The 24,332-nt window shown below is 59.7% G+C and carries 27 protein-coding genes, 1 tRNA gene and 1 pseudogene; 10 read left to right on the top strand and 19 right to left on the bottom strand.

The window, feature by feature from the left end:
• Nucleotides 1–36 precede the first annotated feature (36 nt).
• The 5 genes from AC1DLT_RS05085 to AC1DLT_RS05065 form a co-directional block, all read right to left on the bottom strand.
• The gene (locus AC1DLT_RS05085; protein WP_037085395.1) at nt 37–246 is read right to left on the bottom strand and encodes a cold-shock protein; all 210 of its coding nucleotides are present in this window, start codon (nt 244–246) and stop codon (nt 37–39) included.
• A gap of 283 nt (nt 247–529) precedes the next feature.
• On the bottom strand, nt 530–1,345 hold the full coding sequence (locus AC1DLT_RS05080) for a transglutaminase-like domain-containing protein (RefSeq protein ID WP_038540029.1): 816 nt from the start codon (nt 1,343–1,345) through the stop codon (nt 530–532).
• Between the two features lie 75 nt (nt 1,346–1,420).
• The gene (locus AC1DLT_RS05075; protein WP_038540031.1) at nt 1,421–2,317 is read right to left on the bottom strand and encodes a transglutaminase family protein; all 897 of its coding nucleotides are present in this window, start codon (nt 2,315–2,317) and stop codon (nt 1,421–1,423) included.
• 173 nt (nt 2,318–2,490) lie between these two features.
• Nucleotides 2,491–2,736: a hypothetical protein gene (locus tag AC1DLT_RS05070; protein ID WP_038540034.1), complete on the bottom strand. Its 246-nt coding sequence runs from the start codon at nt 2,734–2,736 to the stop codon at nt 2,491–2,493.
• A gap of 73 nt (nt 2,737–2,809) precedes the next feature.
• A complete protein-coding gene (locus AC1DLT_RS05065; RefSeq protein WP_038540037.1) occupies nt 2,810–2,992 on the bottom strand; it encodes a hypothetical protein in 183 nt (60 codons plus the stop codon).
• Between the two features lie 332 nt (nt 2,993–3,324).
• On the opposite strand from AC1DLT_RS05065, the gene AC1DLT_RS05060 reads away from it, so the two are divergent.
• A complete protein-coding gene (locus AC1DLT_RS05060) occupies nt 3,325–3,552 on the top strand; it encodes a hypothetical protein (protein ID WP_247037980.1) in 228 nt (75 codons plus the stop codon).
• Between the two features lie 218 nt (nt 3,553–3,770).
• On the opposite strand, the gene AC1DLT_RS05055 is transcribed toward AC1DLT_RS05060, so the two are convergent.
• Entirely contained in the window at nt 3,771–3,911 is a 141-nt protein-coding gene (locus AC1DLT_RS05055; protein ID WP_167551667.1) for a hypothetical protein, read from the bottom strand.
• 114 nt (nt 3,912–4,025) lie between these two features.
• Nucleotides 4,026–4,280: a hypothetical protein gene (locus AC1DLT_RS05050; RefSeq protein WP_038540046.1), complete on the bottom strand. Its 255-nt coding sequence runs from the start codon at nt 4,278–4,280 to the stop codon at nt 4,026–4,028.
• Nucleotides 4,281–4,575: 295 nt separating this feature from the next.
• On the opposite strand from AC1DLT_RS05050, the gene AC1DLT_RS05045 reads away from it, so the two are divergent.
• The gene (locus AC1DLT_RS05045; protein ID WP_038592822.1) at nt 4,576–4,785 is read left to right on the top strand and encodes a cold-shock protein; all 210 of its coding nucleotides are present in this window, start codon (nt 4,576–4,578) and stop codon (nt 4,783–4,785) included.
• 111 nt (nt 4,786–4,896) lie between these two features.
• A complete protein-coding gene (locus AC1DLT_RS05040; RefSeq protein WP_167551668.1) occupies nt 4,897–5,067 on the top strand; it encodes a hypothetical protein in 171 nt (56 codons plus the stop codon).
• A gap of 40 nt (nt 5,068–5,107) precedes the next feature.
• Here the strand turns inward: AC1DLT_RS05040 and AC1DLT_RS05035 are convergent, their stop codons facing one another.
• The 5 genes and pseudogenes from AC1DLT_RS05035 to AC1DLT_RS05015 all read right to left on the bottom strand — a co-directional run bounded on the left by AC1DLT_RS05035 (nt 5,108) and on the right by AC1DLT_RS05015 (nt 10,921).
• Nucleotides 5,108–5,275: a hypothetical protein gene (locus AC1DLT_RS05035; protein WP_167551669.1), complete on the bottom strand. Its 168-nt coding sequence runs from the start codon at nt 5,273–5,275 to the stop codon at nt 5,108–5,110.
• A 92-nt stretch (nt 5,276–5,367) separates the two neighbouring features.
• Complete coding sequence (locus AC1DLT_RS05030; RefSeq protein WP_247136224.1) at nt 5,368–6,480, bottom strand: ABC transporter permease; 1,113 nt, start codon at nt 6,478–6,480, stop codon at nt 5,368–5,370.
• 3 nt (nt 6,481–6,483) lie between these two features.
• Nucleotides 6,484–9,252 (bottom strand): ribosome-associated ATPase/putative transporter RbbA, encoded by a 2,769-nt coding sequence (gene rbbA / locus AC1DLT_RS05025; protein ID WP_477486079.1) that lies wholly within the window; start codon nt 9,250–9,252, stop codon nt 6,484–6,486.
• Nucleotides 9,249–10,319 (bottom strand): annotated as a pseudogene (locus tag AC1DLT_RS05020) (HlyD family secretion protein). Before AC1DLT_RS05020 ends, rbbA begins: the two are co-directional and overlap by 4 nt.
• A 140-nt stretch (nt 10,320–10,459) precedes the next feature.
• Nucleotides 10,460–10,921 (bottom strand): NUDIX hydrolase, encoded by a 462-nt coding sequence (locus AC1DLT_RS05015; RefSeq protein WP_477486078.1) that lies wholly within the window; start codon nt 10,919–10,921, stop codon nt 10,460–10,462.
• Nucleotides 10,922–11,098: 177 nt separating this feature from the next.
• Between AC1DLT_RS05015 and AC1DLT_RS05010 the strand changes: the two genes are divergently transcribed.
• Nucleotides 11,099–11,929: a universal stress protein gene (locus AC1DLT_RS05010; protein WP_477486077.1), complete on the top strand. Its 831-nt coding sequence runs from the start codon at nt 11,099–11,101 to the stop codon at nt 11,927–11,929.
• Nucleotides 11,930–12,151: 222 nt separating this feature from the next.
• Here AC1DLT_RS05010 and AC1DLT_RS05005 read toward each other — a convergent pair whose 3' ends face one another.
• From AC1DLT_RS05005 to AC1DLT_RS04990, 4 genes are all read right to left on the bottom strand, one after another.
• Nucleotides 12,152–12,901, bottom strand: a complete 750-nt coding sequence (locus AC1DLT_RS05005) for a GntR family transcriptional regulator (RefSeq protein WP_038540060.1) — start codon at nt 12,899–12,901, stop codon at nt 12,152–12,154.
• Between the two features lie 146 nt (nt 12,902–13,047).
• Nucleotides 13,048–14,178, bottom strand: a complete 1,131-nt coding sequence (locus AC1DLT_RS05000) for a sugar phosphate isomerase/epimerase family protein (RefSeq protein WP_477483781.1) — start codon at nt 14,176–14,178, stop codon at nt 13,048–13,050.
• 82 nt (nt 14,179–14,260) lie between these two features.
• Nucleotides 14,261–15,133: an amino acid ABC transporter permease gene (locus AC1DLT_RS04995; protein WP_477486076.1), complete on the bottom strand. Its 873-nt coding sequence runs from the start codon at nt 15,131–15,133 to the stop codon at nt 14,261–14,263.
• A 4-nt stretch (nt 15,134–15,137) separates the two neighbouring features.
• The gene (locus tag AC1DLT_RS04990) at nt 15,138–16,070 is read right to left on the bottom strand and encodes an ABC transporter substrate-binding protein (protein ID WP_477486075.1); all 933 of its coding nucleotides are present in this window, start codon (nt 16,068–16,070) and stop codon (nt 15,138–15,140) included.
• 630 nt (nt 16,071–16,700) lie between these two features.
• Between AC1DLT_RS04990 and AC1DLT_RS04985 the strand changes: the two genes are divergently transcribed.
• Genes AC1DLT_RS04985 through AC1DLT_RS04960 form a run of 6 tightly spaced genes read left to right on the top strand, consistent with a single transcriptional unit; the run spans nt 16,701 to nt 22,677 of the window.
• The gene (locus tag AC1DLT_RS04985; protein WP_477486074.1) at nt 16,701–17,813 is read left to right on the top strand and encodes an ABC transporter ATP-binding protein; all 1,113 of its coding nucleotides are present in this window, start codon (nt 16,701–16,703) and stop codon (nt 17,811–17,813) included.
• A 51-nt stretch (nt 17,814–17,864) separates the two neighbouring features.
• Nucleotides 17,865–18,905, top strand: a complete 1,041-nt coding sequence (locus tag AC1DLT_RS04980) for an extracellular solute-binding protein (RefSeq protein ID WP_477486073.1) — start codon at nt 17,865–17,867, stop codon at nt 18,903–18,905.
• A 9-nt stretch (nt 18,906–18,914) separates the two neighbouring features.
• Nucleotides 18,915–19,742, top strand: coding sequence for an ABC transporter permease (locus AC1DLT_RS04975; protein ID WP_038548749.1), 828 nt, complete (start codon nt 18,915–18,917; stop codon nt 19,740–19,742).
• The gene (locus AC1DLT_RS04970; protein WP_038540075.1) at nt 19,735–20,556 is read left to right on the top strand and encodes an ABC transporter permease; all 822 of its coding nucleotides are present in this window, start codon (nt 19,735–19,737) and stop codon (nt 20,554–20,556) included. The genes AC1DLT_RS04975 and AC1DLT_RS04970 overlap by 8 nt, the downstream gene beginning before the upstream one ends.
• Before the next feature lie 30 nt (nt 20,557–20,586).
• A complete protein-coding gene (locus tag AC1DLT_RS04965; RefSeq protein ID WP_477486072.1) occupies nt 20,587–22,011 on the top strand; it encodes a M24 family metallopeptidase in 1,425 nt (474 codons plus the stop codon).
• Between the two features lie 3 nt (nt 22,012–22,014).
• Nucleotides 22,015–22,677 (top strand): flavin reductase family protein, encoded by a 663-nt coding sequence (locus AC1DLT_RS04960; RefSeq protein WP_477483786.1) that lies wholly within the window; start codon nt 22,015–22,017, stop codon nt 22,675–22,677.
• Between the two features lie 145 nt (nt 22,678–22,822).
• Here AC1DLT_RS04960 and AC1DLT_RS04955 read toward each other — a convergent pair whose 3' ends face one another.
• The 3 genes from AC1DLT_RS04955 to AC1DLT_RS04945 all read right to left on the bottom strand — a co-directional run bounded on the left by AC1DLT_RS04955 (nt 22,823) and on the right by AC1DLT_RS04945 (nt 24,255).
• Nucleotides 22,823–23,467, bottom strand: coding sequence for a hypothetical protein (locus tag AC1DLT_RS04955; protein WP_477486071.1), 645 nt, complete (start codon nt 23,465–23,467; stop codon nt 22,823–22,825).
• A 55-nt stretch (nt 23,468–23,522) separates the two neighbouring features.
• The gene (locus tag AC1DLT_RS04950; protein WP_477486070.1) at nt 23,523–24,020 is read right to left on the bottom strand and encodes a hypothetical protein; all 498 of its coding nucleotides are present in this window, start codon (nt 24,018–24,020) and stop codon (nt 23,523–23,525) included.
• A 161-nt stretch (nt 24,021–24,181) separates the two neighbouring features.
• Nucleotides 24,182–24,255, bottom strand: a tRNA-Gln gene (locus tag AC1DLT_RS04945).
• Nucleotides 24,256–24,332 lie beyond the last annotated feature (77 nt).

The raw sequence follows: 24,332 nt of genomic DNA, 5'->3' as shown, positions 1-24,332 counted from the left end.
ATGCCGGTACATCCGTGGTCATGGGAGGCTAAAGTTTTAGGCAGCCTGAAGCTGGCCTGCGGACATCTTGCCCGACTTGCGGTCACGCTCAAGTTCAAAGCCGAGCTTCTGACCTTCAACGATCGAGCTCATGCCAGCGCGTTCGACGGCCGAGATGTGAACGAAGACGTCGGCGCTGCCGTCGTCAGGCTGAATGAAGCCGAAGCCCTTGGTGGCATTGAACCATTTAACTGTGCCAGTGGCCATAACGAACCCTTTCATAGCAACATTGATAATCCGCCGGGCGACGCACGGCGGGTGTTTCGACTTTTGAGAGGGAAAGTTCGTCAAGAAGCGCGATGCGCAGCAAAAACAAATATCGGCAAACAAAGTATCGATGTCCCCTACCTAATGCATCATGACCGAAGTGTCAACTTTTTGTTTTGAAAATCATGCGACGCGCAACCATGAGTGGTTTTTGTTGATGGCGGAAGAATATCAACGGTACCCCTTTCGGGCTTGAGCGCCAAAGGGCCGGCAGTTTGAAGATTTAGGCGGAGGCCGGTATTTCTTCGGTCGTCACCTGGAAAGAAGCCAGGATCGCCGGGCCGAAGGCGGTCGAAAGCGCCACATCCGTCGCGTCCCGCCCGGTCGCCATCAGAATGCGCCCGATGCGGGGTTTGTTATGACGGGCATCGACGGTATTCCAGCGCCCGCCGAGATAGACCTGGAACCAGGCGCTGAAATCCATCGGGTTGATATCCACCGGGACGCCGATATCGCCGAGATAGCCGGTGCAGTAACGCGCCGGAATGTTCATGCAGCGGCAAAGCGTGATGGCGAGATGCGCGAAATCGCGACAGACGCCCGTGCGATCGGTAAAACCTCCAAAGGCCGTCCGCAGCGGATCCGCGTTCTGGTAGTTGAAAGTGATGTGGTTGTGGGCGAAGTCGAGGATCGCCTGCACCCGCGGCCAGCCGAGAGGCGTCGCGGAAAATGTCTTCCAGGCAAAATCCGCCAGGCGGTCGGTGTCGCAGTAGCGGCTGCCGAGCAGGAAGACCAGCACGTCGTCCGGCAGATCCTTGATGTCGTGCTGGAAGGCATTTTGCGGCACCGGGTCAGGCATGCCGTCGTCGTAGATCTCGAATTCGGTCGAGATCGTCGTCAGCCCCGGCGGGGCCACGATCCGGCTGCAGGCGTTTCCGAAGCTGTCGAGATAGCTCCAGGCCTCGATCGGGCGGTCGAAGCTCAGCACTTGGTCGCTCAAAAGGTCCGCGCGACGCGAGGGATGGATATTCAGAACCAGTAGCATCGCCGTATCGTGCTGGCATTCATACCCTATGCGAAACCCTGCGCGTATCTTCATGATCGTATCCCTATGGAGAAACTCTGGCCGAAATGGCAGTTCAGCGGCAACGCTCGAATAATCCGGGTGTTCCGGTTACCCGTGGAGTTTCACGCTTTGGTCATCGGTCGTCACGTTAACCTGCACGGACATGCTGTCGAAATCGGTATCGTCGCCATCGTAACTTCCCGATAGCGGGATCGCCTGTCGCGGATCGCGAGCGACACCCACGCGTATCAGGTCGCGATTGCCGACGATACCGTTGGTGGGATCGAATTCCACCCACCCGGCGCCGGGAAGATAGACCTGACACCAGGCGTGGGTCGATCCGCCGCCGAGCGTTATCGAGCCGTCGCGGTCGGGCACGTAGATATAGCCGGTCACGAAACGCGCCGCCAAGCCGAGCGACCGCGCCGCTTCCATCATCAGCAGTGCGAAATCGCGGCAGGTGCCGCGGCGCAGCTGCAGGGTTTCGAGCGGCGGTTGCGTCCCGTGTTCGGAGCGCCTGGCGTAGATGAAGCCCTCGTGGAGCGCGAAGCACATGGTCATCAGCAGATGGCCGGTTTCGGTGGCATGGCCGACCCTGACGAATTGCCGTGCCCATTTGCCAACCCGGTCCTCGGGATCGGGATAGTGGCGCTGGATCGTCCTCTCCAGATCGAAGGCTTCTTCCGGATCGTATACGAACGGATAGGTGAGTGCCTCTTCGTCGATCTGGAAATCCATCGCCACCTGCGGCGTGTGGTCGAGGCGGATATTGGTTTCGAACCGTAGTTCGGAAGACGCCTTCGATATCCCGACCAGCGCGACGCAATTGCCGAAGACATCGTGGATCCATCGGACATAATCCGGCTTTGGATAAACGTTGAGCTGGGAACTCAGTAAAGTCTGGTCGAAACTATCCCGCGGCCTGAACATCAGCCTGTGTTCGCCGAACTCCACCGGCCTCGTATACCGATAGGAGGTGACATGCCGGACGGAAAATATCGTCATCCAATTCACCCCAAGAGCAGTAAGGTCGGCACGCGCTGGCGCGGGGGCTTTCATCGAACCCTGCTTGATCACCGCTATAACAGCCGCCATGCCAAGGCGATAGGAAAAACCCGCCGCACCCGGTAAATTACGATAATCCCGAACGCTGCATAGGAACCCCGAGAGGGGTTACCTCACTGGTCTCGACGCTGCAGCGGATATTCACCGGCGTCGTAGAGCTTCTGTATCTGCGTGCTGTCGAACCGGGCTTCTTCGACCTCGAGGATCGACCCGCGCAACAGGGATGCAGGCATGACCTCGATTGCAAAACGCAAGGCCTCGGCCACGGTTTCGAACCTCTTGTAGCCAAGCCTGCTCGTTCTCTTCCAGTTCTTGCACGGGTAGAGGCCCGCGCCGGCATTGTAGTTGAAGGCGGCCATGCTGGTGTCCTTGTGGTCGAGGAGATGTGCGAGGGGATGATCCGAACGAATAACTTCGTCGGAACAATCCGTGTCAGGCCGGCTGCAATTGCGACGCGCGCCTCTGGAGGCGCTCCTGCTTTTGCGCGAGCTTGAGTTCCCGGCTTCTCAGCGCCTGTCTCTGGCGAAATTCCTGCAGCTTGGCTGCATTGGAGCCTTCTTCTGCATCGGGTTTGCGAAACAGATTCTGGGCGGCATTACGGACGGTATCGATCATTGATGTAACCTTAAAGGATAGACTGCGGGACGCGACAACGGCCAACGCAAGAATTCTCCAGCCGACGGGGCGGAGTTCGACGTTCGCAAAATCAAGGGTGTCGCCAAGCAACCGGCGGAGCCGGGAGGATCAGGTAGCCGAAAAGGCTGAAAACGTGAATCATATATGGCGAAATAATGCGTCAGTTTCAAGTCTTGTCTCAAAACGGATAGGCGGTGCTTGCCATGGGCGGGAATGAGGCCCATCGTGGCTGGTCGGCTGCAACTGGCAAGGGCGCAGCCGCCTGAGGGACCCGATGCGAGCCCTAGCCCCGACGACCAAGGAGGGGCACGATGTCCTCACGATCCTCGCATCCGAATTTCCAGCTTTATTTCGAGAAAATGCTGACGAACAACCAGCCGCAGGCTGAACAATCCGCAGAAAGCTGCCCCGACGCATCGAGCCTGCATGCCATCTTCCGGGGTATGCCGATCCAGGGACCGCCGCTGACGGGTTCGGAGATTTGGCTTGGTGGCATCCGCGCCACCCGCGTTTCGAAGAAGCCTCCCGGATTGCGCTAGCCGGCAACGCTTCCCGCCGACGCAGGGATTGGAAATAGGATCACATCTCCGCGCCCGATGGGGGCGAATGGTTGAAGAACACATTTCCCGAGAAAGCGAAACGCAAACGATCCAGCAGCGACCGGATGGCAATCATCCCTGTCGCCTGCTTGAGCCTGCGAATTTCGAAGGGGGCCGGCGTCGGAGGCGCCGTGGTACGGCGCCTCCTGCCCGAAACATTATTTCGGCTTTTTGCCCAAGGTGAGACCGCTGCCGGCGAGCTTGACCTGTGCGCCTGCGGGCGCGGCCGTCACGGCTGCAGTCTTGTCTTTTTTCGGTTTGCGAGTTTCGCGGTTACTTCGTACCTGGCCTTTAGCCATTTTGTCCTCCTTGGGCGGCGATGGATAGTGGAGAATGAAACCGTTGTTCGGCAGACAGGCATGCAAAGCGTGAAATGACGGATCTGCGAAATCCTGCCTTTGCCAGCCGAACTATCAAAGCTGCGGTGTTACGGTATCTCTGTGTTTGCTCAAAGAAGCCGATATTGCGGCCCCAAAGCTCTTTTCGGGATGATCGCCAAAACGGGCAAGCATCATGGCTGCTCCCGTCGTGTCTGCCCGACCGCCGACAAGCATTCCGCTTGGCTGCGTACGCTCACTGAATTGGTGAAGTTCGATATTTTCCCGGTATCCGGGGCCGCTGACGCGGACCAGGTTGCGGGAGGTGGTCTGAGAGAATTCGGAAGACATGACGTCCTCCTTTCATTGGGGCCAGGGCGTGAAAATCCTGAAGCAGCAGCGCCCTTTATATAGCTGCTGAAGTCGTCATCATGCGCCGGACTTGCGCCAAAGGCAATGTGCGGGGTTGCGAGAAATGCCTTGCTCAAGACATAGTTGACCGATAGGGGTTACCATCGAAATTGGTTGTCGAGCTTCGTTTTCACGCCTTTTGCGTTCGAGCTGATCTTTCCTTTCAAAATCGATCTCTTTTGTCGCTGGCATTTTGCCGGACGGCGACCTGTGTTCGATCGGAAGGATCATCTTCATGAGCAACGGAATCGTAAAATTTTTTAACACCTCCAAGGGTTTCGGCTTTATCCAGCCCGCCGACGGATCGACGGACGTGTTCGTCCACATCTCGGCCGTCGAACGTTCGGGAATGACCTATCTGGCTGAAGGTCAGAAGGTGAGCTTCGATGTCGTGCGGGACAACCGCACCGGCAAGAATGCAGCTGAAAACCTGCAGATCGCCTAAAGCCAAAACCGACTCCGGTCTTTGACCACGGATGTACCGGCACGGACCGTTGAAGCGAGTCGGGTGGCTAGCCCCGCTCGGCCTTTCTCTTCGAATAACGAAAGAATTTCCATGAAAAAGACAGATGCAGAACAGCAGATAAAGCGGGCCCAGCGCCAGGTCGTCAATACCAGCGGCGGCGGCCATCTCGGCGGCACCAACCACGGCCAGGGCTACGACGCCAAGACCTCTTCCGCAAAGGGCAAGGCCGACAAAGGCCGCAAGGCCGGCGGCAAGAACTAAGCATCACATTATGCGGGCCGAGGAGCACTTCGGCCCGTTTTTACTTGCGCTTGGGAGCAACCGGCTGTTTCTCCGGCTTTCGGGGATGGCCCGGTGCGATGGGATCGCTTGCCGGAAAAGTCTCTTCGAGCGACTCTTCCAGGTAATCGTCCTGCTCCTTGGCGATATCTTTGGCGGACGTTCCGGGTGAAGGCCTCTCTTTTCCCATTTTAGAGCTTCCTCATTGATCGACCCCGTAATTCTACTCCCGTTTCTTCGCCGGCAGAAGCAGGAATAAGCACCGGCATGTTCAGGTAGGCCTTATCGCAACGACCTGCGGAAGCCGCGCAGCGAGAAGGCAAACAACACCGTTGCGATGACGAACAGCCACGCAAATTGCGGCCAGACCACCGAGAACCCGGCGCCGCGGTAAAGGATCGCCTGGGCGAGCAGGATGAAATGTGTGTTCGGCGCGGCGAGCATGATCGTCTGGATCACTTCCGGCATGCTCTCGCGGGGCGTGGTCGCGCCTGAGAGGATCTGCAGCGGCAGCAGCACGAGCATCAGCAACAGGCCGAACTGCGGCATCGAGCCCGCAAGCGTCGCGAGCGCGATCCCCATCGCGGTTGCAGCGAGAAGATGGAGCGCCGCCCCCGCCATGAACAGCACGATCGATCCCTCGACCGGAACCTTCAGCAATCCCTGCACCACGAAGATCAGCGAAAGCAGGGTGGCGACGAACACCACCAGCCCCATCGACCACACTTTTGCAGCCATGATTTCGAACGGCGTCAGCGGCATCACCAGAAGATGCTCGACCGTGCCGTGCTCCCGCTCGCGGATGAGGGCGGTGCCTGTCAGGATGATCGCCAGCATGGTGACGTTGTTGATGACGTTCATCACCGACGCGAACCACATCTGGTTGAGTTCGGGATTGAACCGGGCGCGTAATGCGAGGTTCACGGTCGGCGTTCGACCGTCGATATCCGCGGCAGCAAAACCGGCGACTTCGGTCGAGACGATATTCTGCACATAGCCGGATCCGGAAAACGCCTGGGTCATGCGGGTCGCATCGACATTGAGTTGGACGACGGGGGATTTGCCGGCGATCAGGTCGCTCTGGAAGTTCGGCGGAATATCGAGTGCGAACGTGTCGGTGCCGGCATCCATGCGAGCATCCATCTCGCCCGCCGTGATCATCGCCGGCGGTTTGAAATAGGGCTGCAGGAAAGAGTCGGCGATCTGGCGCGAGAGCGGCGAATTGTCCTCGTCGACGATCGCGATCGGCGCATTGTTCAATGTTTCGGGAACGGCTTTTGCTTCCGTATAAACGGCGATCGTGAAGGAATAGACGATCAGTCCGAGCAATATCGGATCGCGCATCAGCCCGCGCAATTCCTTGATCCCGAGGTGGACGATATTGGCGAGCCGCATCCGTCACCGTGCCTGTTTCTTGAGAAAGACGGCGCTCGCCGCAATCAGCAGCGGCCCGGCAACAATGAGCGGCAGGAAAGCTTCGAAGAGGTTTTCGAAGCCGAGGCCCTTCGAGAAGGTGCCGCGCGAGATGATGTTGAAATAGGTCGTGGGATAAATCTGGCCGATGACCGCCCCGATGCCCTGCAGCGAGGAGACCGGATCGATCATGCCGGCAAACTGCACCGCCGGTATGATCGTCATCAACGTCGTCCCGAAGATCGCGGCGATCTGGCTCGACATGAAGGTCGAAACAAGCAGGCCGAAGGCGGTCGCGAAAGCGACATAGAGAAGTGCCGCTGCGGTGAAGGCAGCTAAGCTGCCGGTGAATGGCACCTGGAACACCAGGATCGCAAACAGCCACAGGAGCACGGCGTTCATCATGCCAAGCGCCAGGTAGGGAAGCTGCTTGCCGATGAGGAATTCCAGCCGCGTCACCGGCGTCACGTAGAAATTGACGATCGAGCCGAGTTCCTTTTCCCGCACCACTGACAGCGCCGCGAGCATCGCCGGGATCAGCAGAAGCAGCAGCGGAATGACGGCCGGGACCATCGCCACCAGGCTTTCGATGCCGGGATTGTAGCGGAAGCGGGTCTCGATCGAGAACTGCCCCTTGGCTGCATCGCCGAAGATCTCGCGCGCCTTTTGCGCCAGCCAGTGGGCGTGCATGCCCTGCACGTAGCCGCGCGTGGTTTCCGCCCGTTGCGGCATGGCGCCGTCGATCCACGCCCCGATCTCGACATCGTGGCCGCGAGCGACGTGTTCGGCAAAACCGGCCGGAATCTCGATCGCCAGCTTCAGTGAGCCGTCGCGCATGCGCCGGTCGAGATCGGCATAATCGCCGAGCGGCGGCTGCTCGACGAAATAGCGGGAACCGGCGATGTCGGCGATATAGTCGCGGCTGGCGACCGTGTCGTCCCGGTCGAGAACCGCGAATGTCAGGTCCTTGACGTCCATGTTGATGCCGTAGCCGATCACGAACATCAGGATCACGCTGCCGATCAGCGCCAGGGTGGCCCGAATGGGGTCGCGGCGGATCTCCAGGGTCTCTCGAAGACTATAGCTCCAGATGCGAAGCGGGTCGAAGGAGCGGTGCGGCCGTGCTCCGGCGAACTTGCGCCCGTCGTCTGCCGTCGAGGGTGCCGATGCGGATGAGGCAGTCGTCTCGCCGATCGCATCTTCGAGATAGGCGATGAACGCTTCCTCCAGCGTTGTGGCATAGCGGCTTTTGCGGATCGCATCGGGCGTATCGCTCACCAGCACCTTGCCGGCATGCATCAGCGAGATGCGGTCGCAGCGCTCCGCTTCATTCATGAAATGGGTGGAGATAAATATGGTGACATGGTCTTTGCGGGAGAGCTCGATCAGCGCCGCCCACAGCTGGTCGCGGGCGATCGGGTCTACGCCCGAAGTCGGTTCGTCGAGGATCAGCACTTCCGGCGAATGGATCAGCGCCACCGCCAGCGAAAGCCGCTGCCGGACACCGAGAGGCAAACCGTCCGGCAGTGCGTCCATGACCTCCGCAAGCTCGAAACGCCGGCCCATTTCCTCGATCCGGGCCGAGATCGTATCGACGGGCAGCTGAAACAGCCGCGCATGCAGGTCGAGGTTCTGCCGGACCGTCAGTTCCGTATAGAGCGAAAAGGCCTGGCTCATGTAGCCGACGCGCCTGCGGACATCCATGTCCTTCGGGTCGACCGTCTTGCCGAACAACTTCGCCGTGCCTTCGCTTGCCGGCAGCAGGCCGGTCAGCATCTTCATCGTCGTGGACTTGCCGCAGCCGTTCGAGCCGAGGAAGCCAAAGATCTCGCCGCGGCGGATGCGGAAGCTGACGTCGTCCACCGCCGTGAAATCGCCGAAGCGCATGGTGAGGCCTTCCGCCTCGATGGCAAATTCGGCCTCGTCGAAATCTGCCGGCGGGTGAATCGGAATGGCTTTGTGCGTGGCGCGCCTCTCCTCCGGCATCAGCGTAATGAAGGCATCGTCGAGCGTGGCGGCGCCGGTATGGGTAAGGATTTCGCGCGGTGTGCCGGTCGCCAGCACCTTGCCGGCATCCATGGCCGCCAGCCAGTCGAAGCGCGCCGCTTCCTCCATATAGGCGGTTGCAACGATCACGCTCATCTCCGGCCGCTCCCTCCGGATATCGTCGACGAGGCTCCAGAACTGCCGGCGCGACAGCGGATCGACGCCGGTCGTCGGCTCGTCGAGGATCAAAAGGTCCGGATCGTGAATGAGGGCGCAGCAAAGGCCGAGCTTCTGTTTCATGCCGCCCGAAAGCTTGCCGGCGGGGCGGTCCTCGAAGCCCGAAAGGCCGGTGCGTTTCAGAAGGTTAGCGATGCGGTATTCCCGCTCCTCGCGGCCCTGGCCGAACAGGCGGGCAAAGAAATCGGCATTCTCGAACACCGATAACGTCGGATAGAGGTTTTTGCCGAGCCCCTGCGGCATATAGGCGATGGCCGGGCAGGTACGGTCCCGGTGACGGGCGCTGCGCATGTCGCCGCCGAGCACCTCGATCTCACCGGTCTGGATCTGCCGGGCGCCTGAAATCAGCGACAGGAGTGAGGATTTGCCCACCCCGTCCGGGCCGATCAGGCCGACCATACGCCCGGATGGCAAGTCGAGACTTATGCCGTCGATGGCGCGCGTTTTGCCGTAGGAATGGCCGACATCCGTCAACCGCGCCACATAGGCAGGTTCTACCTGGATGCCCTTCGCCTGCTGCACCGGGCTCATGGGGTGATCGGCCGTGACAGCGCCGCCGGCCACTCTGCGGCGGGATCGAGCTTCACATAGGTCCGGCCCGGCAGCCCGGTCTTGACCTGCGCGATATATTTCTGGAGCAGTTCCGGAGAGACGCGCGCCCGCAGGCGGAACATCAGCTTCTGTCATTCCTCCTCGGTCTCCACCGTCTTCGGCGTGAATTGCGCGACATCGGACACGAAGGATATCCGGGCCGGAATGACATATTGGGGGGCTGCGTCGAGAACGATCCGGGCCTCGCCGCCGATCGGGGTGCGCCCGGCTTCCCCGGTCGGTAGGAAGAACGTCATGTAGACATCGCCGACATCGAGGATGTTGAGCACGCGGCCGCCGGCGGCGACCACTTCGCCCGGCTGCGCCACGAGATATTGCACCCGTCCGTCGCGCGGGGCCTTGAGTTCCGAATCGCGCAGATCGGCATCGATCCGCGCGACAGTCGCCTGCACGGCCTCGACCGAAGCCTCGGCATCCACGACCTGCGACTGCGCCGCGCCGATCGCCGCGTCTGTCGCCGCAAGGTTGGCTTTGGCCGCCGAGACGGTCGCCACGCCTCCCTCGACCCTGGCGCGGTCGTCGTCCAGCAACTGCTCGGAAACCGATCCGCTGCGGCTCATCTGCTCGCTGCGGGTCAGCCGTTTGCGAGCCGATTGCAGCTGGACCTCGTTCTGGGAGACTGTTGCGGCCGCGGCTTCCTTTTCCGCCTGGCGCTGGACGACGAGGCTTTTCGCGGTTTCGATGGCGATCTTCGCCCTTGCAAGCTGGGCCTCCGCTTCCCGCTTCTGGGCGACGAGCTGTTCGATATCCATGCGGGCGACGATCGCGCCGGCTTTGACGAAGTTGCCTTCCTTCACCAGAATATCGGAAAGGCGTCCCGCGGTTCTCGCCGCGACATCGATTTCGACCGCCTCGATGCGGCCGTTTCCACTGGCAATTCCCTGCATGGCTCGCTCGGCCCGAAGGTCCAGCTGATACCGCCAGCCGAAATAACCGGCGGCACCTACGACTGCGACAATGATGGCGGCTTTTGCGATACGGTTCAAAGGGAGGCTCCATGAACGCTGATGTCAGGCAGTTCTCGTATCTGTCCATCACGGGCTTTGCGGTGATCTAAGTCAAGCCGTGGAGGGGTTTCGCCGGCGCCCGGCGCTTCGACATGCAAAGCCGGATTTGGGCTCCTGCTTTATGGCTGTCGTCGTGCCGCGAAATCGACGAGGATCGGCTGCTGCCCCTTCAATATCTTGCGCTCCGCCTCGTCGAGGCTGAACCAACCGGCCCGGTCGACTTCCGGAAACTCCTTCACCAGCCCCGATTTCGGCGGCCACTCGATCCGGAACGTGTTGCTGACGATCTTCTCGACGTCGATATCGGCCTCGATCGACCAGGCGAGCACCCGCTTGCCGCCCGGCTGGCGGTATTCGCCGAGCCATTCGAAGTCGCCGTCAATTCTCGCTCCTACCTCCTCGAAAACCTCTCGTTTCGCGGCCGCCAGGTCGTCTTCTCCTTCACCGACAAGGCCCTTGGGAATGGACCAGGCTCCTTCGTCCTTGCGTGCCCAGAACGGTCCGCCGGGATGAACCAGAAACACTTGCCGATCTCCGGCAGCGTGGCGGAATATCAAAAGACCTGCGCTGCGTTTCGGCATGGCGAGTGCTTTCATCGTGGAGGCAGAAGCGGGGTTTATGATCCTAGCCGATCCTCAGATAGTGCGCAGCAATCTGAAATTCCGCTTTCGATTGACGAAGATCATGGCTCGGGCCGGTGCCGGTTCTAGGCTTTCCTTCCATAGGCCAATCAAGGCGTTATGCAGAGGAGACAGACAGTGTCATTCAAGACAGTGCTCGCGATGATCGGCAATACGGATCCAACTGCTGATCTCGCCCGTGCCATGGAGATCGCGATCGAACTCGAAGCGCATCTTTCCGTCGTGGTCATCGGCCTCGCGGTTCCGGCAACCATGGGTGATTTTCCGGCCGGCACGGTGTGGCTCGACCAGCGGGACGAGGACTTGAGATTGCTCGACGGCATCCGGAAACAGGCGGCAGCCGCCTGCACGACGAATGGTCTGTCGTTCGATGTCGACGTCACCTACGCGGAAGGTGTTTTCGTCGGCGAGGAAATTCATCGCCGCGCACTTTATGCCGATGTGCTGGTGATCGGAGACGGCGTGCGCAGCGATAGCGTTCTCACCCGGAAAATCGTCGACGGTGGCGTGTTCGAAGCGGGCCGCCCCCTTCTTCTGGCGCCGAAGAACCTCAGGACGACCCTGAAGCCACGGCGGGTTCTGCTCGCCTGGAATTCCCGCACCGAGGCGGCTCGGGCCGCACGCGAGGCCCTGGAGATGATGACCTGGGCCGAGGAGGTGCATGTCGTGCTGGTCGATCCGGACAGCTCCTACTGGGTCAGCGGCGGCGAACCCGGCGCCGACGTCGCTGCCTATCTCGCCCGACACGGGATAAATGTCGTCGTCGAACAACTGGCAAGCGGCGGCCGGCCAGTGGAAGACGTGCTCGAACGGCACGCGCTGGAGATCAACGCCGACCTCATCGTCATGGGCGCCTACGGACATTCCCGCCTGCGGGAGCGGGTATTCGGCGGCGTGACCGCTTCGATCCTGGAGAAAAGCAAGCTGCCGGTGCTGATTGCCCGGTAAAACCCGGACACGATTTGCCCTGCCTCCCACCCGTCGGCGGGGGCAGGATTATTTAGGTCTGCATCTTACGGCAAACGGTTGAAGAGCCGCGAAATTCCCTCTGTTTTCCTGTCGCGAGCGACCGTGGATGCCACCTTTGTGCCCTGGCTATGGGCATCAGCCAACAGGTCGTGTCGAGCGGCAATAATTTCCGCTCGGACAGACGTTGGGCGCCGATCCAGTTTACGAAAAGTTCTCCAGCACAGCCATGAACGTATGCCGGTCACCCTGGCCCTCAGTGAGCCGCACACGGCCTTCGATGTCAGCAAGATGATGGTCCATCAACTGCTGCGCCTTCATTAGGTCCTTGGCTTTCAGCGCGGTCACGATCAGACGATGGTGATCGGCGCCGCAGTCGTCCTGCTTCTCTTCCTCGTAGAGGGCCATCACGAGCGAGAGGCGGGCAACGATCTTCGACAGCATTTCGGTCATGACCGCGTTGCCGCCGAGTTCGGCAAGTACGATGTGAAACTTGCCGGAAAGGACAGTCTTCGATTTCTCGTCGCCGTGATGATGGATCTGCTCTTCCTCGTCCGCCAGCTTTTCGAGAGCATCCAGTTGCTCCGCCTCGGCGCGGTTCATGACCAGTTCGAGGATGACGTGCTCCAGTTTCCGGCGTGATTCGAAAAGAGCCCTGGCTTCTTCGATGCCGGGTTCTGCGACGAAGGTGCCGCGATTTTTCTTTCGCTCCAGAAGATGGTCGCTCTCCAGCACGCCGAGGGCTCCTCGGACGACCGTCCTGCTGACACCGAAATGTTCGGCGATCGCATCCTCCAGAATCTTGGTTCCCGGCTTCAGCGCGCCTTCACCGATTGCGGTGCCAAGCGTTGTCCGGATGCGCTCTGAAACATCGTCGTTGTTGGTCTCAGTGGTTTCCGCTGCGCTATGCGCTTTCGGTACTGCCTTGGCGCTTTGACGGCGCGTCCTTTTCATTTCCTGCTCCAAATGCCCTTACGGCAGCATTATTATTTCCATGAGAATATTCCTGCGTATATGCCGATCTCGACAAAAAGCCAGACTTTCCCATGATTTTAAAGGGCATCGGCAGCGCATGCCGCCGATGCTGACGGACCGGTCGTTCAGGCCGCCTGCCGCTTTGTCGCCGGCGAAGAAAGGGAGATGCCGTTTTCGGCGCAAATGCTTTCGACATAGCGAGCCGAGTCCTTGATGAAGATCACAGATTCCTTGTAGCCGTAGGACTGCCTCTCATAGGTGGGGTAGCCGTACTGGCTGGCTTCGTACGCTTCCCAATCCGGAATTTCCCCCGAGGTGACGCGCTTTTCATAGGCGTCCACCATGGCGATATAAGCATCCAGCTCTTCGGCGTTGAGATCCGGGTGGCCGGCGCGCCAGATCGGATCGTCGATCTGGATGCACTGGCGCGGATTGGCTTTTCGGGGCTTGTCTTCGACGGATGCGGCAACTTCCAGCGAAAAATTCAGATCTGGGTTCGCCTTCGAGAGGATGGGAAGGATCGAACCGAAATCGACGATGCCGCCGCCAACGGGCCGGGTCTGGAAATCGAAGCCACCGGGTGCCCGCCCGACATAGGCGTCCTTGATGTGGGTCTGGCGGACATGGGGTGCGACGCGTTTTGCGGCAAAGACCGGATGTTCGGCGCGCTGCAGACCGTTGGCCGTGTCGAAGACCACGCCCATGCAATCCTCGCCAACCTTTTCGATCAGCCGAAGAATTTCGAAGGAGGTGATCTCGTCATGGGTCTCCATGTTGAGGTGAACGCCATTGGCGCGGGCCACAGGTGCTAGCTTCAGCAGAACCTTTTCGATGGCGAGCAACTGCTCTTCCCAGGTGACGTCGGTCCGGAACCGGTCATTCGCCAACCTGCCGCGATATTCGGATTTGAAATTGCCGGGCGATACCCAGAGTTCACGGCAGCCGATGGCAGCGCCTGCCTCGATCATCCGGGAGAAGCCGAGAATGATGTCGCCGTCGCCGATTGCCCGGAACTCCGGAGCCTCGGCGCTGCAATAGGGATTGATCTTGCCGACGCCGCTTTCGAGATAAAGGCCGAGTTCATCGGCCTTCGCCCTGATGTCGCGCAGTTCGACTTTGTCCAGCGTCGGGCTCATATCGAGAACCGTGGTGAAGAAAAGACCGCCGAGACCGAGTTCCCTGACATGGTCGAGGCTTGCAAGCGGCCCGCGCTTTACAGCTTCGGGAAGTTTCTGTGCATCAATGCCGAGTTTCATGGTTTGCTCCTTGGGATTTCCTGATCGGATACGCTGCGCTGGCGATCCTTGCTTGGTTGGGTTGAACGATGCAGGCGACCTGTCAGGCCCGTTGCCGGGTCTCCTTTTGCGAGCCGCCAGACGGGCCTTTGGGCACGAGTTGCTGTTCCAGGAAATGCTGGCCGATCGAGGCGACTGTGGTGATCGCGAGATACCAGAGCGATGCAACGCACAGCAGTTCGATGACCAGAAAGTTGCGCGCATAGATCGCCTGCGCCTGGGTCAGCAGGTCCTGCATGCCGATGACGGAGACGATGGCACTGGCCTTCAGCATGCCGATGGCCTGGTTGCCGGTCGGTGGAACGACGAGGCGGACCGCCTGCGGCAGAACGACTGTCCGCAAGGTTTGCAGTGGCCTCAAGCCCAGAGACGATGCCGCTTCACGCTGTCCACGATCCACCGCCGTCAGGCCGCCGCGAATGATCTCGCTCATATTGGCGGCCTCATGCAGACCGAGCGCCAGGAACCCGGCGACCGCGGGAGTGACCAGATCGTTGATCGATATCGTATAGGCGCCAAGACCAACCTCGGGGATAAAAAGTGCGATGTTGAACCAGAAGAAGATCTGGACGATCAGCGGCACGCCCCGAAACCACCAGACGAAGCCGACGGCCATGGTTTTCAGCACGATATTCTGGCTGGTGGCCATGATGGCCACGATGCAGCCGACGGCAATCCCGGCCACCATCGCGCCTGCCGTCAGTTGGAGCGTCAGGACGACGCCGCCCAGGATCATCGGATCGATCATGAAGCGAGGGATTTCGCTCCATTGAACGCTCTGGCTACGGCCGACGATCATTGCAAGGAGAGCCAGCGCGAGGATCGCGCTGGTGCCGGTCGTGATTTGCCCCCACCGTATCGGCTTGCCGACGGGAGGTGCCATGGCGATGCTGACGGGTTGAGCAAAAAGGGACATGGGCTCAATCCACCGGCATGCTGGCGGCGTCGTTGACCTTGACCGTCTTCACGGCGAGCGGGCCAAGGCTCCATTTTTTCATGATGGCCTCATAGGCGCCGCTATCGACCATATGCTGAAGGCTTGCCACGACCGTGTTGCGAAGCTGTGGGTTGTCTTTCGATACCAGCATGCCGAGATATCCGACTGCGAGGCGGACATCCGGAAGAGCCTGCAGGCCGACGCCTCTGCCGGTCTGGTTTGCCGTGGTGTAGACGCTCGTGGCATAACCGTTGACGGTCGCATCGGCGCGGCCGGTGCGCACTGCCTGCAATACGTCGGGCATTTTCGGGATGGACATGATCTCGATCGGCGTGGCGCACTTGGCAGACGCGGCCTCCACCATGCGCCCCTGGAAAGTGCCGACCGGCACGGCGACCTTCTTGCCGCAGAGATCCGCCATGCTCTTGATGCCGAGCGGGTTGTCCTTGATGGTCATGATCGTGGTCGCATCATACATGTAGTCGATCACGTCCACCTGCTTTTCCAGTTCCGGATCATCGTTGATGCCGGAGACGGTCATGTCGAAACGCTTCGACAGGATAGCAGGAACGATCGCGGCCCCGGCACCAACGTCGGTCATCTGCACGTCGATGCCGAGAACAACGCCGAGGGCCGCGGCGATATCGGCATCGATGCCGATCAGCTTTCCATCCTCTGCGCGGAAGCTGATCGGCGGGGTGAGGTCGGTTGCGACCTTGAGGACCTTCGACGCCTTGATGGCAGGCGGCAGGCCGTCTGCCAGTTTTTGGTTGAAGGCCACGCCCGGCAACTTCACCACGTCCGCTTCCGGCACCATCTTGACTGCCGGACCTTCGGCTGCCTGTGCCGACAGGGAGAGCAAGGCTGCGAATGTGCCGGCAAGTCCGCTTCGCAGAATTCCGTTGATGCTGTTCATGGGATCCCCTTTCGTTGTTTTGCTGTGTTTGAATTCTCGGGGATTTTGAAGCAATCGCCGTGCCAAGTTGACGGACTGATTCCTAAGTTATTGAGAATGAAGCCAGATATTTCTCTCGTCGATATTCACATCTTCTTTCGAAGATAGATTCGAGAGTTGGTACGAAACTAAGTGCATAAAATTTCATCGGGCTCAACGTTGCTGTCATGGGAAAACGCCGTCTCGAATCCAATTTAGCTCCAATTGTAGGGATATTTTCCTAATTTTGAAGGCAAAATCTCTGCAATGGGGCGCGTTTCCGATAAAAAGTGGCGTGAATTCTCCCCGCCGGCTACCAGGTCTCTGCTCAAGAACTAAACTATCGAGGCCAAGTTATATGCAGCCGTACTGATTTATTCAGCTGCAAAAATCTGTGATAATAAACTTGCGAATTTAATCTAACAAGAAATAACATATTTAAAACATTACCTTGCTTCGGTTCTTCAGGTGACAGTTTGGAACTGGCACGGTGCTTGCAATTCGATGGGCATGAACCAGACCCTGACCAGATTTTTTAGCCAACGACATATCCGCTTAGCTCCCGGTCGCTACTCGCGTCCCATCGTTGCGGCAGATCATGGGGGAATTTGCATGCCTCATATTGCGAACTCGGTTGAAGGAAAGCAGCTCAGTGTCAAAGACCTCACGCACAGTTATGGCGGACGGAATGCCGTCAGCGACGTCTCCTTTGAGGTCAAGGCGGGAGAAATCGTCGCACTCCTAGGGCCAAGCGGCTGTGGCAAATCTACGGTGCTCCGGGCTATTGCAGGCTTGATCCACCCAAAGTCTGGCCGAATGGTGCTCGGTGGGGCCGACCTCGCCAACATATCTGCCCGGGCTCGCGGCATCGGCATGGTCTTCCAGAATTATGCGCTGTTCCCGCATCTGACCGTGGCCGAGAACATCGCCTATCCACTCGCCTGCCAGCAGGTTCCGCGCACTGAACGAAAGGCGCGCGTCGAGGAAATGTTGTCCCTCGTTCGTCTCGACGGTTACGGCAATCGGCTTCCACGCGAACTGTCGGGCGGCCAGCAGCAGCGCGTCGCGGTTGCCCGCGCCATAGCAGGACGCCCTTCGCTGCTTCTGCTCGATGAGCCGTTCGGCGCACTGGACCGGGCGCTTCGCTTCGACCTGCAGGTCGAACTTCTGCATCTTCAGAAAACGCTCGGGATCACAACGCTGATCGTCACCCACGACCAGGAAGAAGCCCAGAGCCTGGCAAACCGTCTTGTCCTGATGAGCAAGGGTAATGTCGAGCAGATCGATACGCCGATGGCCGTCTATGACCGGCCCAACACGCTGTTCGTCAACACCTTCATCGGGCAGGCCAATATTCTCCACGGAATTGTCGCGCGTCTGGATACTGAAGCCACGCTGATCTGCTTGCCGAGTGGCAAAACCCTCCAGTTGCCGCGCCGCCTGAATTTCACCGCCGGATCGAAGGTCACCGTCACCTTCCGGCCGGAGGAGGTTCGGCTGACAAGCCAGCCAGGCGAAAATTCGCTTGCAGCACGCGTGACCGTATCCGTGCCGCTCGGCCCGACGCTGGTCCACGACCTCGTTCTCGACGACGGCACAAATCTGCGTGCGTCCGAGGTGCGCGGCCCTTCGACCTTCGTTCCCGAAACCGGGACGCAGGTTTTTGCCGAGATCGACACAGCACGAGCCCACGTCTTTCCGGGCGAACCGGAAGTCTCCCAGTGAATGAAGCCAGTGAATGAAAGCCGTCAATCAACAACCAACAGAGGTGATCGCATGACCAACTTCAATATGACTCGTCGTAATTTTGGCCTGCTCGCTGCCGGTGCGGCCGCAGCCGCAACCATGCCGTTTTCCGCCCGCGCCGCCAGCGGCAGCGTCGTCGCCGCAACCTTCCCCGGCAACTGGGAAGATGGCTACCGCACGGTCCTGACGCCGCTCGTCAGGCAAGCCGGTTTCGATCTGACGGTCGCCCCGGCACTGGCGCAGGACCAACTCGCCAAGGTGATGGCGAGCCCCGGCAACCCGCCTTACGACACGCTGCTGATGTCGCCCGGCCAGATGGCGACCGCCATCGACAACGACCTGATCCAGAAGATCGATCCGAGCAAGCTCAAGAACTGGAGCATGCTCGACCCGGCCTTCCAGGGCGAGTATGGCCCGACCGTGACAATCGAAGTCAACGGCATCGCCTACAATCCTGATCTCGTGCCTGCCCCTAAAGGCTATCGCGACCTGTTCGAAAACCCAGCCTACAAGGGTAAGGTATCCTGGACCGGCTTCGGCTCGAACACCGGCGTCATGGCCTACAGCGAGATCGCCAAGATCTTCGGGACCAGTACTACGGACATGGATGCCGTCTTCAAGCTGTTCAAGGACAATCCGGAGCAGATCCAGGGCGTCGTCGCCAGCACCAACCACCAGATGACGCTCTTCCAGCAGGGCGAGATCGCGGTCTTCATGTGCTCCACCGGCAATGTCGCCCGCCTGAAGAGCCTTGGCCTCAAGGCCGAGTTCGTCCAGCCGGAAACCGGCTCTCCCGCAGCCCCGGTCAACATCCACCTGACCAAGGGTTCGAAAAACGTCGAGGCCGCCTATGCCTACATGGATGCAGCCATCTCCAAGGCGGCACAGGACAAGCTGAAGATGCCGCCGCAGGAGATGTTCCCGACCAACAAGAACGTCTCCCTCACGCCGGGCATTGAGGCCTTCGTCAAGCGCGACCAGCTTGCCAACATGGTCTATCCGGACTGGGCTTCGATCAACAAGAACCGTGCGGAATGGATACGCAAGTTCGACGCCCTCGTTGCTGGTTGAGGTGAGATGATGAAGGCGAGCGGCTTCCCATACGTTATCCCGATGCTCCTGTTGTCGGTGGCGTTCTTTGCGACGCCGCTCGCCGTTCTCGTTGGGTTCAGTTTCATCGGCCCGGACGGACTGACACTCAACAATTACGGACGCTTCCTCGGCGATGCGTTCAATTATCGCGTGCTGATGAATACCGCAAAACTCGGTCTGCAAACCGTGGCGAGCACGACTCTTCTCGGGATTCCGATCGCGCTCCTGTACTGGCACAGCGGCAAGACGGCGCGTCAGGTCATTATCTTTCTGACGCTGATTCCCATGCTGACCAGCAACGTGGTGCGAACCTTTGCCTGGATCGTCATTCTCGGGCGGCAGGGGCCGATCAGCGAGACCTTCGTGGCTCTCGGTCTTGCAGGACAACCGTTCTCGCTGATGTCCACCGAACTCGGGCTGGTGCTGGCCATGTGCCAGATCGATCTGCCCCTTATCATCCTGCCGCTGATCGCGATCCTGTCGCGGACCCCCGTCCAATTCACGGAGGCCGCGCAGGTCTCCGGGGCCGGACCCTGGCGGATCTTCGTGACGGTGCTGCTACCGATGATGCTGCCGGGCCTGCTGGCGGGGTGGATCCTGGTCTTTGCGAGTACCAGCAGTTCCTTCGTGACGCAGGCAGTCATCGGCGGCGCCCGCAATGTATATGTCCCACAATTGATCTATCGCGAGGTCGGCACGCTGTTCGACTGGTCCATGGCATCGGCGATTGCTGTCGTCTTGCTGCTCTCGACCGGAATTCTGCTGGTCGCAATGACCATGATTTCCCGTCACAGGAGGCTCGTTGGCCATGCATAACAAGCGTGAAAACCCTATCCCCGCTTTCCTCTATAAGGCATTTGTCTTCGGCTTCGGTGGCCTCAGCCTGATCTATCTGGTCGCCCCGATCATCATCGCGATCACGATGTCGTTTACGTCAGGACAGAGCCTGAAATACCCGCCGCAGGGCTTCTCGATCCGCTGGTACGAGGCCTTGTTCGACCCGATCCGTTCAGGAACCGAGCACATTGCGGCCGGAAACTCGTTGAAGATTGCCGCTCTCGCGGTTCTAGGGTCCCTGCTCTTTGCGGTTCCCGCCACCATCGGCATGGCGCGGATGAAACGCAGCACCGTGAGTTCCATCGAACCTCTTCTGCTCGCGCCGCTCGTCCTGCCGAGCCTGGTCTACGGTCTCGCGGCACTGATCGTCGCCAACTTCGTCGGCTTCCAGCCTTCGCTCTGGCTGACAGTGACCGGCCATGTGGTCGTCTTCGGACCGCTGATGTACAGAGCCGCATCCGTCGTTGCCCAGGGCATCAATCCATCGCTGGCGGAGGCTTCGACGGTGATGGGGGCGAGGTGGTTCACGACGCTGCGACGGGTAATCTTGCCGCTCCTGTTGCCGGGCATTCTTGCCGGTGCGTTTCTCGTCTTCATCCAGTCGCTCGACAACGTGTCCGTCTCGCTCTTTCTCGCCGATGCCCGCACGACTGTGCTGCCGCTCAGAATGTTCGCTCTCATCGAAGAGTCGCTCGACGTCCGCGTTGCCGCGATGTCGGGAGTTTTGATCGCTCTCACGCTCGTGGTGCTGCTTGTCGCAAGACGGGTGCTGGCACCGCAGAAGCAGGCCTGACCTATTTTAGAATTCTGGAAGGAATACCCAATGAACATGCGTGCAACCAAGGCGGGCTCTTATCGTGTCGGATCGCTGCTCGCCGATTTCCAGCCGGACTTCGATTTTGCAGCGCCGCTGCCTCTGCCGGTCGAGGAATTCGAGGATCGCCTGCGCCGCATTCGCCGTCAGGCGGTCGAAGCGGGGCATGACGCGCTGATCGTGCACACCGGCGGTGTCGGCTGGTTCCACACGTCGAACCACTATCTCCGCTATATCTGCGACTGGATGCGCGAAGGCGTGCTGATCATCCCGACAGACACCGACAAGCCGCTGACGCTTCTGTCCTTCTTCACCCAGTCCGTGCTGCTGCCGCCGGGCGGTGAACCGGTGCTGGTCGAGGACATCTGGCAGATCGGCCCGATTGGTCGCGAATACGCCGACCGTCCGGGCGACTCGGTGATCAAGACTGCCGAGAAATGTGCCGAAGTGCTGGCCAGCCTCGGGCTCGGAAAGGCCCAGATCGGCCGGATCGGCGACCGCACCTCGCTGACCTTCTGGGCGGCGCTCGACGAACTCATGCCGAAGAGCAAGTTCATCGCCGACAACGCCATTCTCGACCGGATGCAGAAGGTGCGTTCACCGCGCGAGATCGAGATGTTCCGGGCTGCCGCCCAACTGGTCAGCATCGCGACACAGGCCGCCTATCACGTCGCCAGACCTGGCGTCACCGACCACGAGATCTATGCCGCCTTCACGCAGGCCCAGCTAGCCTTCGGCGGTGAGACCGGCGACGGCTACCAGATCGGCATCAACGAATTCGGCACCCATTGCGGCAAACCCTATGGCCATGTCGTGCGTCCGGGCGACCTGATCAATCTCTATGTCTCCAACATCACCTATCGCGGCTATACGGCCCAGACCGCCCGCATGATCGCAATCGGCGAGATCACCAAGCGGCAGGAGGAGGTGCTTGTCGCCTGCACTGAGGGCGTCAAGCGCGCCGAAAAGCTGATCCGTCCGGGTGCGCTGATGCGCGACGTCAACAATGCCGCCTTCGAGCCAATGATTGAGCGTGGCATGTTGACCTCCCCGGAAGCCAGCACCATGCCCTATAACTGGGCGCCGATGGATGACGGCAGCGCGCGCCTTATCCCACGCCAATATGTGAAGAACATCGACTGGGAGGCCCAGGGCCGCAAGCTGATGCATGTCTATCCGGCGACTGAAGGCCCGCATAATCCCAATCTCGGCCATTCCGTCGGCCTGGCCGGGAGCCAGAACAGTTTCAACATCTCCTCCCACAACTATGATCGGATGGAGGAGGGCATGGTGTTCGTGATGCACACCCAGTGGCTGGAGCCGCTCTCCGCCGGCTGCAATGTCGGCGACATGTATGTCGTCACCAAAGACGGGTTCGAGAACCTCTCCCGCCACACCCCGCTTGAAACCCATCGTATCGCTGCCGAGGCCTGACACATGACCGACCATACTCATTTCGATTTCGCCAAGCTTAACGAGCGCGAGCGCTACAAGCTTCTGATCGGCACCGTGATCCCGCGCCCCATCGCCCTGGTGACGACGGTCAGCAGGCAAGGGCAGCCCAATGCGGGTCCGTTCAGCTTCTTCAATGTGCTGACCCATGATCCGGCCATCGTCGCCATCGGCGTCGAAAACTATTCGGACATGCGCTTCAAAGATACCGCCCGCAACATCCGCGAGACCGGAGAGTTCACGGTCCACATCTGCGATAACGCGCTGGTCGACCAGATGGAGGTCTGCGCGATCAAGTTCGGCCCCGAGGTCGACGAGATGGAGGAGGCAGGCCTTGCGACCGTCCCCGGCCAGATGGTGCGCAGCCCGCGCATTCTCGCGGCACCGGCAGCGCTCGAATGCCGCCGCCACACGACCCTGCAGGTCGGCCCGGCGCGGGAAATCATTTTAGGGGAGGTGCTCGGCGTCTATGTCCGCAGCGACGCGGTCAACCCGTCGAACCTGCATATCGACCAGCAGCTCATGGACGCGGTGGGGCGCATGGGCGGGCACACCTATGCACGGACCCGTGACCAGTTCGACATCAAGACGATGACCCCGCAGGAATGGGAAAGCAAGAAGGAGGGCGCGAAGGCGGCGGCGGAATAAGCGCGTTTATCCGACGCTCCGACAAGGCAATCAACAGGGGCAGAAAGCTTTTCGCGATAATATTCGTCATTGGGCATAGGTTTCCTCCTGTGTTGCAGATCATTCCAAGTCGCCACCTTGGCCACTTGATAGCACCCCCACTTAATCAGTCGTCGGACAGCCGAAGAAATTCCGCGTTTCCGAAATGCTTTTCCGATTTAATGAACAGCAGGTGTTGCGTCGCTATTGCCTCGTTTTTGATCGCCAACGAGGTAGCGATTATGAAGTCCAGGTGTCTAATCATGTTCGCCCCTAGAATGGCGATTTCCTCCTCGTCGGGGCCGGCCTTACGCCGAGCTTCCATGAACGCCTTCCTGAGGCCGTTGTATCGCTCCAGTGTGCCGAAAACTAAGGAATATTCACTATAGAGGTGCATAGAGGTAGTGACCAAGCGCCCGGATCCCAGCGATATCAGCGCGTCGAGCTGCGTGACGTCGGGCTTGATGGTGGGAGGTACATCGATCGTATGGACGACCTTCCACAGCTCGTGCTCTGGCGGATTTTCACGACGATATAAATCGACAAGCCCCTGAATATTATCCATGTCGGCGATAATGCGACTGGTGACCATAGCGAAAACACGCAGCCGATCTTTCAGGGATGCAGTCTGCTCGCGCTTCTTGAGGCGCGTTTGCACGAGGAAAGTTGTAAACCCACCGACAAGTGTCCCGAACAACGCGGTTGCCGCCGTGCCGACTCTCTGGGGTGGAAAAGCGCTGATGAGGAAGTCAGTAATAGTCTGAAGATCCAAGCCAACCTCTCCATTGCATATTGCGACAGTCTGTCATGGCGGACCACATTCAAGCTCAGAGGGTGCTTACGAGGGTGAGGAATTGGATGCCGCCAATGGATACGGTGACGATCGACGCGAGGACCACCAGAACACAAAACCACCGGAAAATGTCGCCTATCCACCGACCGACCCGACTCCTTTTGCCTTCCACAGAAAACGGAGGCTCATATGTGTGATTGCGCTCCCCGAGGGAGTCCAAATATGCGAGCTGACTAAAATATGCGAGGCCTGGAGCTACGATTGTGAGAAGCAGGCCGAAGAAAATCCAAGTCAGAGATCCGTTGAAACTATGAAGGGCTTCGGGCTTCCCGCTGAGGCGGTCATAGTTTGCGCTGTAGAAGCCAAGACTAGCAGCTACGCCTCCAGCAGCGACGAGCGCCGGTGCGCGCATCGCCGCGATCGAGAAAGCCTCGATCTGTTTGCTATGGACTTCCTGACCCTTGATGTCTCGCTCGTGGATACGTTCCGCGAACTTAATCCGCGCTTCGTGCTCCCTTTCTGTCTCGGCCATGTTTCCTGATCTCGCATGTTGCATCCATGTCGCATGGACTCGCCGAGTGTGCCGGGAAATGCCCGGAAATCAAGGGGATTAGCACGCAACAAGGTGCAACATGAAAAGCGTTCCAACCGGGAACACTTTCTCACGTAAGTCACTGAAAAGGCAAAAAAATTTGGCTGGGGAACCTGGATTCGAACCAAGATTAACGGAGTCAGAGTCCGTCGTTCTACCGTTGAACTATTCCCCAGCAGGGCGCGCCGGTGAATGCCCGGGCCGGTGTGCGGCGCTTATAAACAAAAGCGGGCGGATTGCAAATACCGATTT

The sequence above is a fragment of the Neorhizobium sp. 05N33 genome (assembly GCF_056397445.1).
Note: the sequence above shows the minus strand (reverse complement) of the source record. Positions and strands in the feature narration are given on the sequence as shown.

Bases quoted from the DNA above. Each gene is read 5' to 3' on its own strand.
- AC1DLT_RS05035 (WP_167551669.1), bottom strand. From the start codon at position 5,275: ATGGGAAAAGAGAGGCCTTCACCCGGAACGTCCGCCAAAGATATCGCC.
- AC1DLT_RS05050 (WP_038540046.1), bottom strand. From the start codon at position 4,280: ATGTCTTCCGAATTCTCTCAGACCACCTCCCGCAACCTGGTCCGCGTC.
- AC1DLT_RS04950 (WP_477486070.1), bottom strand. From the start codon at position 24,020: ATGGCCGAGACAGAAAGGGAGCACGAAGCGCGGATTAAGTTCGCGGAA.
- AC1DLT_RS05075 (WP_038540031.1), bottom strand. From the start codon at position 2,317: ATGACGATATTTTCCGTCCGGCATGTCACCTCCTATCGGTATACGAGG.
- AC1DLT_RS05070 (WP_038540034.1), bottom strand. From the start codon at position 2,736: ATGGCCGCCTTCAACTACAATGCCGGCGCGGGCCTCTACCCGTGCAAG.
- AC1DLT_RS05030 (WP_247136224.1), bottom strand. From the start codon at position 6,480: ATGCGGCTCGCCAATATCGTCCACCTCGGGATCAAGGAATTGCGCGGG.
- AC1DLT_RS05060 (WP_247037980.1), top strand. From the start codon at position 3,325: ATGTCCTCACGATCCTCGCATCCGAATTTCCAGCTTTATTTCGAGAAA.
- AC1DLT_RS04960 (WP_477483786.1), top strand. From the start codon at position 22,015: ATGACCGACCATACTCATTTCGATTTCGCCAAGCTTAACGAGCGCGAG.
- AC1DLT_RS05045 (WP_038592822.1), top strand. From the start codon at position 4,576: ATGAGCAACGGAATCGTAAAATTTTTTAACACCTCCAAGGGTTTCGGC.
- AC1DLT_RS05065 (WP_038540037.1), bottom strand. From the start codon at position 2,992: ATGATCGATACCGTCCGTAATGCCGCCCAGAATCTGTTTCGCAAACCC.
- AC1DLT_RS05040 (WP_167551668.1), top strand. From the start codon at position 4,897: ATGAAAAAGACAGATGCAGAACAGCAGATAAAGCGGGCCCAGCGCCAG.
- AC1DLT_RS05000 (WP_477483781.1), bottom strand. From the start codon at position 14,178: ATGAAACTCGGCATTGATGCACAGAAACTTCCCGAAGCTGTAAAGCGC.
- AC1DLT_RS04995 (WP_477486076.1), bottom strand. From the start codon at position 15,133: ATGTCCCTTTTTGCTCAACCCGTCAGCATCGCCATGGCACCTCCCGTC.
- AC1DLT_RS04990 (WP_477486075.1), bottom strand. From the start codon at position 16,070: ATGAACAGCATCAACGGAATTCTGCGAAGCGGACTTGCCGGCACATTC.
- AC1DLT_RS05080 (WP_038540029.1), bottom strand. From the start codon at position 1,345: ATGAAGATACGCGCAGGGTTTCGCATAGGGTATGAATGCCAGCACGAT.
- AC1DLT_RS05055 (WP_167551667.1), bottom strand. From the start codon at position 3,911: ATGGCTAAAGGCCAGGTACGAAGTAACCGCGAAACTCGCAAACCGAAA.
- AC1DLT_RS05085 (WP_037085395.1), bottom strand. From the start codon at position 246: ATGGCCACTGGCACAGTTAAATGGTTCAATGCCACCAAGGGCTTCGGC.
- AC1DLT_RS04985 (WP_477486074.1), top strand. From the start codon at position 16,701: ATGCCTCATATTGCGAACTCGGTTGAAGGAAAGCAGCTCAGTGTCAAA.
- rbbA (WP_477486079.1), bottom strand. From the start codon at position 9,252: ATGAGCCCGGTGCAGCAGGCGAAGGGCATCCAGGTAGAACCTGCCTAT.
- AC1DLT_RS04975 (WP_038548749.1), top strand. From the start codon at position 18,915: ATGAAGGCGAGCGGCTTCCCATACGTTATCCCGATGCTCCTGTTGTCG.
- AC1DLT_RS04980 (WP_477486073.1), top strand. From the start codon at position 17,865: ATGACCAACTTCAATATGACTCGTCGTAATTTTGGCCTGCTCGCTGCC.
- AC1DLT_RS04970 (WP_038540075.1), top strand. From the start codon at position 19,735: ATGCATAACAAGCGTGAAAACCCTATCCCCGCTTTCCTCTATAAGGCA.
- AC1DLT_RS05015 (WP_477486078.1), bottom strand. From the start codon at position 10,921: ATGCCGAAACGCAGCGCAGGTCTTTTGATATTCCGCCACGCTGCCGGA.
- AC1DLT_RS04965 (WP_477486072.1), top strand. From the start codon at position 20,587: ATGAACATGCGTGCAACCAAGGCGGGCTCTTATCGTGTCGGATCGCTG.
- AC1DLT_RS05005 (WP_038540060.1), bottom strand. From the start codon at position 12,901: ATGAAAAGGACGCGCCGTCAAAGCGCCAAGGCAGTACCGAAAGCGCAT.